General features: G+C 60.9%; 8 protein-coding genes and 2 pseudogenes. 7 read left to right on the top strand and 3 right to left on the bottom strand.

Features of this window, described 5'->3' with window-relative positions:
• Window positions 1–676, bottom strand: a pseudogene (locus tag DJ75_RS14245) (tRNA(Met) cytidine acetyltransferase TmcA domain-containing protein); the annotation flags it as partial.
• Between the two features lie 131 nt (window positions 677–807).
• Here DJ75_RS14245 and DJ75_RS14240 point away from each other — a divergent pair.
• On the top strand, window positions 808–1,257 hold the full coding sequence (locus DJ75_RS14240; protein ID WP_094525099.1) for a UPF0179 family protein: 450 nt from the start codon (window positions 808–810) through the stop codon (window positions 1,255–1,257).
• 34 nt (window positions 1,258–1,291) lie between these two features.
• On the opposite strand, the gene DJ75_RS14235 is transcribed toward DJ75_RS14240, so the two are convergent.
• Entirely contained in the window at window positions 1,292–2,017 is a 726-nt protein-coding gene (locus DJ75_RS14235; RefSeq protein ID WP_094525098.1) for a nucleoside phosphorylase, read from the bottom strand.
• Window positions 2,018–2,204: 187 nt separating this feature from the next.
• On the opposite strand from DJ75_RS14235, the gene DJ75_RS14230 reads away from it, so the two are divergent.
• The 6 genes from DJ75_RS14230 (at window position 2,205) to DJ75_RS14205 (ending at window position 9,052) form a co-directional block, all read left to right on the top strand.
• Window positions 2,205–2,399, top strand: a complete 195-nt coding sequence (locus DJ75_RS14230; protein WP_094525097.1) for a hypothetical protein — start codon at window positions 2,205–2,207, stop codon at window positions 2,397–2,399.
• Between the two features lie 82 nt (window positions 2,400–2,481).
• The gene (locus DJ75_RS14225) at window positions 2,482–3,681 is read left to right on the top strand and encodes a hypothetical protein (RefSeq protein ID WP_094525096.1); all 1,200 of its coding nucleotides are present in this window, start codon (window positions 2,482–2,484) and stop codon (window positions 3,679–3,681) included.
• Between the two features lie 124 nt (window positions 3,682–3,805).
• The gene (hmgB, locus tag DJ75_RS14220; protein WP_094525095.1) at window positions 3,806–5,149 is read left to right on the top strand and encodes a hydroxymethylglutaryl-CoA synthase; all 1,344 of its coding nucleotides are present in this window, start codon (window positions 3,806–3,808) and stop codon (window positions 5,147–5,149) included.
• A gap of 135 nt (window positions 5,150–5,284) precedes the next feature.
• Window positions 5,285–5,740 carry a 30S ribosomal protein S19e gene (locus DJ75_RS14215; RefSeq protein WP_094525094.1) on the top strand — a complete coding sequence of 152 codons (456 nt, stop codon included), beginning with the start codon at window positions 5,285–5,287 and terminating at the stop codon, window positions 5,738–5,740.
• Between the two features lie 793 nt (window positions 5,741–6,533).
• A complete protein-coding gene (locus DJ75_RS14210; RefSeq protein ID WP_094525093.1) occupies window positions 6,534–7,607 on the top strand; it encodes a glucose-1-phosphate thymidylyltransferase in 1,074 nt (357 codons plus the stop codon).
• Between the two features lie 524 nt (window positions 7,608–8,131).
• Window positions 8,132–9,052, top strand: coding sequence for an NAD(P)-dependent oxidoreductase (locus tag DJ75_RS14205; RefSeq protein WP_094525092.1), 921 nt, complete (start codon window positions 8,132–8,134; stop codon window positions 9,050–9,052).
• A gap of 596 nt (window positions 9,053–9,648) precedes the next feature.
• Here the strand turns inward: DJ75_RS14205 and DJ75_RS14200 are convergent.
• Window positions 9,649–9,958 (bottom strand): annotated as a pseudogene (locus tag DJ75_RS14200) (IS6 family transposase); the annotation flags it as partial.

Here is a 9,958-nt window from a genome sequence, read left to right as displayed (position 1 = left end):
GCCGCGCTCGACTTCCCCCGCCCCCGGTCGGCCTCGACGACGACCGCGTTGCCCGGAGTCGCGAGCGACTCGAACGCCCTCACCGCCCGAGCCTGATCGACCGTGAGACACGCCTCGTACGCCGCGGCGGGGAACGTCGCGTTCGGCGGGACGGNNCGCGATCGAGGACGTCCCCCTCGGGCCCGTCGGCGCCGAGCGAGACGACGGCGATCCCCGGATGCGCGCGCAAGGTCCCGACGAACCGCTCGCGGAACCGCCCCGTCACGTCGTCGACGCCGTACGGCGGGACCGCCAGCGACTCGTCGAAGCGGTCGCGGATCCCGGGCCAGTCGTCGAGCGTCGGCGTCAGGAGGATCAGGAGTCCGCCGCCGTCGACCGCGCCGACGCACCGGCCGAGCGCGTTCGGGACGAACCGCTCGTGGCAGTCGAGGACGACGACCTCGCGGGTGCCTCCGAGCAGTTCGTCAGCGTTCCGCGGGCGGTGCTCCTCGAACCGGAACCCCTCGCGGGTCGAGACGACGGCGGTCGACGCGCCGTCGCGCTCGCCGCCGACCGCCTCGATCGCGGTGTAGGCCGCGTCTATCCCGCGATCGCGGTCGCCGGCGAGCGCGAGGACCCGCCGCTCGTTCGCCGCCTTGGCCTCCCGTTTCGCGTCCCGCGCGAGCCCCGCGATCATTCGTTCGGTCGTCGTTGCCGGGGGCCGGGGATGTGTCTTGCCCTCCGGTCCGTCCGGACGCGGTGGCCCGGAACCACCGACGTCCCCGGCGAGGCGGGAGGCTTACGGCGTCGCGGGGCCTCGTGTCGACCATGACCACGGTCACGCTCATCGGAACGCGACTCGCGGACACGGGACGCGAGTTCGTCTACGAGGGGGAGTCGCCCGCCTGCGAGGGCTGCCCGTACCGGAGCCAGTGTCTCAACCTCTCCGAGGGCACCCGGTACCGCGTGACGGGGATCCGCGAGAACGCGCAGACGCTCGACTGCGCCGTCCACGACACCGGCGTCCGGGCGGTCGAGGTCGAGCCCGCCCCGGTCCCCGCGAACGTCCCGTCGAAACAGGCGTACGCCGGCAGTCGCGTCTCGCTCGCCGGGCCGTGCCCCCACACCGAGTGCCCGAGCCACGGGTACTGCGTCCCCGACGGCGCGGACTTCGACGACGAGCGCGTGATCGATCAGGTGCTCGGCGAGCCGCCGCACGACACCTGCGCGCTCGACCGGGACTTGACGCTGGTGGAGTTCCGGGCGGAAGACGAGTAATCGCGGCGTCCGCGGCCCCCGACGCGCGGCCCTCTTACAGCGCTGTGACCGCGTTCAGGGTGATCAGGATCGCGCGTTCGACGTTGTCCTTGGCCTTCTCCGGTAGCTCGTCGTCCGAGTCCGCGCCCTTCTGGCTGCCGGCGACGAGGTTGCCGTCGACGGTGCAGATCGCGCCGGCCCGCAGCCCCTTGCGGCGCGCCAGCGAGAAGACGGTCGCGGCCTCCATCTCGATCGCGAGCAGGTTCGCGTCGTTCCAGTCGTCGACGTACTCGTCGCTCTCGTTGTAGAAGGCGTCGTCGGAGACGATCGGGCCGACGTGGACGTCCTCGCCGTTGTCCTCGGCGGCGTCGACGAGCTCGCGTAACGCGTCGTAGTCCGGGACGGCGGGGTAGTTCGCCGACTCGTAGCGCTTGCTCGTCCCCTCCTCTTTGGCCGCTCCGGTCGCGACCACCATGTCGCCGACCTCCATGTCGGCCTGCAGGGCGCCGCAGGTGCCACAGCGGAGGAACGTCTCGACGCCGACGCGCGAGAGCTCCTCGACGGCGATCGCCGCCGACGGACAGCCGATCCCGGTCGAGCAGATCGTGAGGTCGGTCCCCTCGTAGCTCGCGTTGACGATCTTGTACTCGCGGTTCTGCGCGACGAGCTCGCTGTCGTCGCACAGGTCGGCGATCCGGTCGACGCGGCCCGGGTCGCCCGGGATGATCGCGATCTCGTGGACGTCGCCCTCCTCGACCAGCAGGTGCGGCTGTTTCGCCATGCGAGCGGGTCCACGCGCCGCGCGCAAAAACGGACCGGTCGGGCGGCGGGGTTCGCGCCGCGAAGCCGATTTGATATCGCGACATGATATTTATCACGCACCCGAAGCCCTCGTTCTACGCGTCTCGACCGACCCGCCACGCTCGGCCGATCGGCCGGTTTATCGCTCGGCCGCGGCAGATCCGGGTATGACCGATTCGGCCACCGACGCCACCGGTTCGACGATCGTCGCCGTCGTGATCGCCTTCGCGCTCGTCACGCTGGTCACGGGGTTCCTCCTCGGGGCCAACTGGACGCAGGCCGTGCTGGTCGGCGGCTTCGCGAGCGTCGTGGCCGCCGCCTCGGCGTGGTTCACCGAGCGGCGCGGGGCAGGCGAGGACTGAGTCACCCACGTCGCGGCGGCGGTTATCGCAACTGAGACGCCGGGCGGAGGCTTTTATACGCGTCCGGATTCGATATCTCGTAATGCGCTTCAGTCGCGACCGTCGGGGCCAGTCGGTCGTGATCGGGACCGTGATCCTGTTCGGGTTCCTGATCTTAGCGCTCTCGCTGTATCAGGTGCAGGTGGTCCCGCAGCAGAACGGACAGGTCGAGTTCCAGCACTTCGAGGAGGTTCGGAACGACCTCGTCGAGCTGAGGGCGGGGATCGTTCGGGCCGGGAGCACTGACCGGGCGCAATATGAGACTATCCGGCTAGGAACACAGTACCCCACCCGGATATTCGCGATCAACCCACCCGATCCGAGCGGAACTATCCGAACCAGTGATAGCTATAATATCTCCGTCACCAACGGAACAGAATCGGTGAATGTCACGACTCGATTTATAAAGTATCAGCCAGGCTACAACCGAATACAGCCCTCGCCGACTTGGTACGATGCTTCCGTGCTTTATATTGATGAGCGCGGAAACGGTGGCGGATTCGCGGTGATAGAAGACCAGAGCCTCGTGGGAACGGACGGAACGGTGCGAATAACCGCCCTGCAAAATGAATTTCAACAGTCCGGTCTCGGGCGGGTGACAATTGAGCTGTACCCGACGGAGAACGACACGAAATCGCTTCCTACGGGTGATCTGACAATCGGCGTCCCCACTCGCCTGACTGGAGAGGAATACTGGGATGATACGGAGATCCCAGCGGCCTCGTACGGTGGGGTCGTTAACGACAGCTACGACGATGGAGTTCACAAACTGACAATCGAGACGAAGAGGAAGGATCTCGAACTGAACACCGTTGGGATCCAAAAGGCACCAGAAGGCACTAATCCCGTTTCGACTGTATCGGCTACGGCACCAAGTGAACCTGAAGGGCCACCAACATCGGATGAGCCGTCCTTAGGCGAATTTACCGTATCCGTTAGCAAATCGACCGGTAATGATAAAATCCAAGAGGCCACTGCCGACGGAACGACGGTGAACCCTGATCCAAACTATGAGATACGTCTTGAACTGAGACAGGGCGGAGATAGCAAACAAAACGAGATTCAAATGACGGATCCGTTCTCCGTCAGTACCGACAGCCCTTCAGGGAACCCAAAACAGCTAGACGTCACAGTCGATCTGTTAGATGGCAACGGGAACGTGGTGCAGAGTTGTGAAAGCAACGAGCAGCTCTCCACGTCAAACTCGCTAAACACCGAGCAGGGTGACTTTACTTGCTCGTAAGCGGCTACACTCTAAGCCTCACTTCGCAGATAGCAACTCATATTTTCACTCACACTGTTAAGTTCCACAATCGACGTAAACACCCATCGACAAAGCCAAATGCCGGCCCAATGAACGACCGTGTATGACCGAAGTCGGCATCGACGCCGTCGAGATCTGGACCGGAAAGCTCAAGCTCGACTTGCCCGGCACGTTCGCGCCGCAGAAGGGCGACGACCCGGAGAAGTACACGAAGGGGCTCGGGCTCAACAACTCCTCGTTCCCGGACGTCTACGAGGACATCGTCACGATGGGCGCGAACGCCGCGAAGGGGCTGATGGACCGCAAGGGACTAGAGCCCGAAGACGTCGGCCGGATCGACGTCGCCACGGAGTCGGCGTTCGACCACTCGAAGCCGGTGTCGACGTACATCGCGGGCTGTCTGGAGCAGGTGTACGACGGCGACTTCACCCACGCCAACAAGGGCGAGCGTAAGTTCGCCTGTCTGGCGGGGACGCAGGCGATAGACGACGCGTACAACTGGATCCGCGCCGGGCGGAACCGCAATCGGCCCGCGCTCGTCATCACGACGGACACCGCGCTGTACGCCCGGGGCGACCCCGGCGAGGCGACGCAGGGGGCCGGCGCCGTCGCGATGCTGATCGACGAGGACCCCTCCATCGTCGCGCTCTCGACCGACCAGGGGTACGGCTCGAAAGACGAGACGGACTTCCTGAAGCCGAACCAGCAGTTCCCCAGCGTCGACGGGAAACGCTCCGTGCAGGTGTATCTCGCCCGGATGCGGGAGGCGCTCGAAGACTACGAGTCCGTCACCGACGACATCGAGCTCGACGACTTCGCGTACGCCCCGTTCCACACGCCGTTCCCGGGCATGGTCCGGAAGGCGGCCCTGCTCGCGTACCGGCACGTCATCCGCGACACCGAGTACGAGGACGAGCTCGCCGCGGAGATCGGCCGCCAACCCCGCGAGGACGACTTCGCGGACCGCGAGGCGTACGAGGGGGCCATCAGGGACTACATGGACGACCTGAAGACGACGGAGCAGTACCAGACGTGGTACGACACCGTCGTGGAGCCCACGCTGGGCCTCTCTCGGGAGGTCGGGAACTGGTACACGAGCTCGGTCCACATCGCCCGCGTCAGCGCGCTGCGCGACGCCCTGGCGCTCGACCGCTCGTTCGTGGACGAGACGCTGCTCGTCGCCTCATACGGCTCCGGCGCGCAGGCGGAGATCCACGCGGAGACGGTCCGAGAGGGGTGGCGCGCGGAGATCGAGGGCCTCGACATCGACGATCAGCTCGCGGCCCGCTACGACCTCACGTGGGACGAGTACGAGGACGTCCACGACGTCCACGAGTACGACATGGACGTGGAACGCGAGATCGAGGAGTTCACCCAGCCGGACGGGGAGTTCGTCTTCACCGGTTGGGGTCGGATGAACGAGCGCAAGTACGAGTACGTCGAGTAGCGCGTCCCGGCCGCGGCCCGCCTTCGGTCCCGTCGGCCGAGGACCCGGTAGAGGGCCGCAACCCCGTGAAAACGGCTACCACGGGGCTCTCCCGATACGATGGTTTTAAACGACGCTAGGGTGAATCGGTACTCAATGGTAACCATCTACGACGTGCCGGCCGACGCCCTCATCGAGGAGGTCGCCGCGCGACTCGAGGACCGGATCGACGAACCCGAGTGGGTCGAGTTCGCCAAGAGCGGTTCGGGCAAGGAGCTCCCGCCGGAGCAGGAGGACTTCTGGTACGTGCGCTCCGCGAGCCTCCTCCGGAAGGTCGCCCAGAACGAGCCGATCGGCATCGAGCGGCTCGCCACCGAGTACGGCTCGAAGAAACGCGGTTCGAACCGGTACATCGTTCGACCGGGCCGCCACTCCGCCGGCTCCCGCAAGCTGATCCGCGCGTCGCTGCAGGCCCTCGAAGAGGAGGGGCTCGTCACGACCGCCGCCGGCGAGGGCCGCCGCGTCTCCGACGAGGGCGAAGCGTTCCTCTCCGAAGTCGCCGCAGAGGTCTTCGAGGACCTCGACCGTCCGGAACTCGAACGCTACGCGTAGATCGATATTCGCCTCCCGTTTCGCTTGTCTGCTGAGCCGCTGCGCTGAGCTGATTTTGCTTACTGCGACCGTTTCAGCTGCTCTCTCGATAGTCCCGCGCTGAATGACGCGCGGCCGCTTTCGACGCCACAAATTTTGTGACGCTATACGAAATTGACTCGGCGACGCCCCAGACGGTTCGCGGTTACGGAGCGCGCATCGGGATTCGCCTCAGCGACGACCTCGACAGCGCTTCCGCGCACGCGAACACTTTCTAGGCTGCCCCTCACGAGTGCTCCAAGTCGCTCCTCACGAGCGACTCAGACGCGACTTACAGACGGTTCGATGACCGCCCCGAGATCCTTCACAGTGCTGACCGTGCGTGTGTCGATCCCGAGTCCGATTGTACGCTGTCGCTCAAGGCTTCCACCGGTACGAAGCGACTGTCGAACGTGCGCCGGGGACTGGGACATGACGCCCTTCGATACGCCTCTCCCCGACGAAACTGCCGATCTCGCAGGTCGCTCAGAACAGCCACGAACGGTACCACGACGGCGCTCCTCTCTACTTCAAGCCGTTTTACCAACGCCGACCGACGACTGCGACACTACGGACGTATGCGCTGTTTGTATAGACGTTTATTTATATTAACACGACACCAGACCGCGTTCCGCGGTTTATGGACTGCTTAGTAATGATGACGTAATAGTATTGTAGATTCAATGCCAATAGACAGAGAGCAAGGGACTGAGGATCCGTACACCTCGATTGCGCGGACGAATAGCTTGAGTCAGCACTCTCCCGGTGGTTGCCTATGAAAGGCATCCTCCTCTCAGGCGGGACGGGAAGCCGCCTCCGGCCGATCACTCACACTGGACCAAAACAGCTCATCCCTCTCGCAAACAAGCCGGTACTGCAGTACGCGATTGAAGACCTCAAGAAGGCCGGGGTCAGTGAAATCGGCGTCGTACTCGGCAACAAAGGACAGGAAGAAGTGCAACAATTCCTCGGAGATGGTTCACAGTTCGGTGTGGAGATAACGTACATATTCCAAGGTGACCCGCTGGGTATCGCGCACGCGGTCGGGTGTGCGCGAGACTTCGTCGGTGACGACGACTTCGTTATCTACCTCGGTGACAACGTGATCAGGCAGCCGATCAAACCGCTGATCGACAGCTTCCGAGAGGGCGACTACGCCGGCGGTGTCGCCCTGCAACGAGTGGACAACCCCGAACAGTTCGGAGTCGCCGAACTGGACGACGACGGAAACGTCGTTCACATCGTCGAGAAGCCCGATAACCCGGTGAGTAACGTCGTAATTATCGGTATATACGTCCTGACTCCGGTGGCGTTCGAGGCGATAGAAGAGATCTCTCCCTCTGAGCGGGGCGAACTGGAGATCACCGATGTCTTCCAGTGGCTGATCGACCACGAGATGAACGTCGATTCTCACACCGTCGAAGACTGGTGGAAAGACACTGGAAAGCCGAAAGACATCGTTTCGGCGAACCGTCTGATACTCGATAACTTGGACACCACGACCGACGGGACGATAGAAGCGGGCGCGAAAACGATGGGACAAATCGATCTTCACGAGACAGCGACGATAGAGTCGGGAGCAGCCGTCCGCGGTCCCGTTTCTATCGCCGCGAACACTGTAATAAAAGAAGATACGTACGTAGGGCCGTACACCTCGATCGGTCCGGACTCGTCAATCGAGAACACACACATCGAAAACAGCGTCGTTGTGGGCGGGTCGACAATCGAGACGCAGGACAAGATCATTGACAGCCTCATCGGTCAAGGCACGGACGTGAAAAACGGGAAAGAAAAAAAGCCGGAAGGCCACCGCCTCGTCGTCGGTGAAGACTCGAGCCTGGAGCTATAATAATGGAGATTAAAACACTCACGTGCACGAATTGCGGGACGATCGTCGCAGAGAACGTCCTCGAAACAGAACGAATCATGAACTGTCCCCACTTCCGATGTGACGAGATCCTCTCGTACGAGGACATCCAGCAAAAATCTCGAATAAAACGTGAGTAACGGGAGAAGTTCGAAATCGGCTCCGTGACTGCGGCCGACCGCCGCCAGTCGTCGTGAACGACTGACGCCCTAACCTATATCAAATCGAACACTGTTCTCAGTACAGGCATCCACATCTGAGCGGGCGGCAGTTCCCGTGGCTACACCTGACTCGTGTCGGAATCTCCGCTGCCGGCGCCTTCTGCGAAATATCCAGTTCCAGACGAACGGACTGTCTTGACCGTATCCAACCGATTCGAACACCTGTGCGACCGAACGAGGCGGCAGAGATCCTATTAAACAATCTATAATAATATAGATAGCAGACTCTCATGATTTCATGGCCGACTCAGAGTCCCAAGATGTTCTGATTACGGGTGGTCTCGGATTTACCGGAAGCAATCTCGCCCGCGAACTGGTCGAGATGGGGCGAACGTCACCATCCTCGATATTGTCCGCAGCGAAGAGAAGCTACACAGTATCAGAGACAACCGCAATCAGGTAGAGGTCACCGACGCGGACATCCGTGATTCCGAAACGGTGGCGGCCGCCGTGACCGATCAGGACGTCGTCTACCATCTCGCTTCGAAGACGAGTCGCCTCGGCGCGAATCAGAACCCGCGAGAAAACTTGGAGATCAACGGTACCGGGCCGCTGAACGTGCTCGAGCCCGCGGCCGCTTGCGATGACCCGCCGCACGTCGTCTATGCGAGCTCCCCCGCCGTGGTCGGAAACGTTGCGGAAACGATCGACGAGGAAACCGTACCGAACCCCGTCGACATATACGGAATCAACAAGAAGGCCGTCGAGGAGTACCTCAAACTGTACACGCGCATCAAAAGCGTTCCGACGACCGCCGTTCGACCTGCAAACCTCTACGGACCACACGCCCCGTTGTACGCCACCGGTTATGGCATCATCAACCAGTTCGTGGGACAAGCCCTTCATGACGAATCCCTTTCAGTTTTCGAACCGAGCGACACCCGTGAGTTCCTCTACATAAGCGATATGGTGAGTGCCCTGCTCCACATCGGCCAAAACGAAGACGCGTTCGGCGAGTGCTACGCTCCCGGAACCGGGAGGCCCCTCACGATGAAGCGGGCTGCTAAGATGGTCGTCCACATCGCAGGTAGCGGGTCGATCGAACTCGTCGAGTGGACCGAATCGTGGGAAGAGATCCGCCGCGGGGACGTCGCCACCGACCCGTCGAAAATCGAACAACAGCTCGGCTGGTCGACGGACGTTGCACTGGAAGAGGGACTTGAGCGTACGTTCGAATTCTTCCGTAAAAACGACCAGTATCTATAGTTGACCTGAACTTGTTCGGTGATTCAGAACGGAAGCTCAAGAACTGAATATCGTCGTTGGTAAATGTCAGCAAATAGATTAATAACACGAGAAATCATATACTTTGCCGACAGCCTCTGTACCGATATACGAGACATTGAATCCCAATCCACAAGGAAATATAACGATTGAAATGCAATCTATTCCGGCAAAGGTATTGCTTGACCTGAATCGCTGTGTCGGTCTGTAGATAGGTGCTGTGCTCGTTGATTTACGACCGATAACACAGGTCTCGGCCTCGAGAGCAGCAGGTTTCTAGATGTCGATAAACCTGTGCTATCAAAATAATTGAGGGCAACTGAAACGGGACGGAGTCTCGATTTGTTTACTAGTAGTGAAGCCCGCTACAGTCAAAAACGCGAACTATTCGAATATACGAATCGTTACCACAAAATCTTGACTCTGGTTTTATTGACCGCGTTCTTTGATTTCTAACTCATCACATCTGTATTGATCGAGTATTCACCATCTTATTCGTCCAGGTATTATGGAAACAACGATGTATGTTCGCAATGTCTTATTCGAAGAGTGTCTTCTGCCATTAGCGCGGGTAGTGCTTAGATAAGCTGGCTCCATGCGAAGGCGAACGCTTGGGGCCAATTTTCAGCGGTACTTAGTTCAACATGGCTGAACGTATTTGAGAATCGGTTTGTTCGTCGTTTTACTTCTCGAAAGGCACGTTCGATGGCATTCCGATTCCAATGTGTGACGTGTTAGAATCGGCGCCCGTGACGATGGCAGGCCGCCTGTAGGCATGGAGCACTATCGACGAGAAAGGTTGCGTCGTCAACCTGATGTTTCTCACGTAGTTCAGCGAGAAACATCGAGGAGATCGCGTTTGTTCTCGTCTGCTTTGTTGAATCCGAT

The organism is Halorubrum sp. Eb13 (genome assembly GCF_002252895.1).
Lineage (GTDB): Archaea > Halobacteriota > Halobacteria > Halobacteriales > Haloferacaceae > Halorubrum.
The sequence above is the reverse complement of the archived record's forward strand: the minus strand, read 5'-3'. Positions and strand labels throughout refer to the sequence as shown.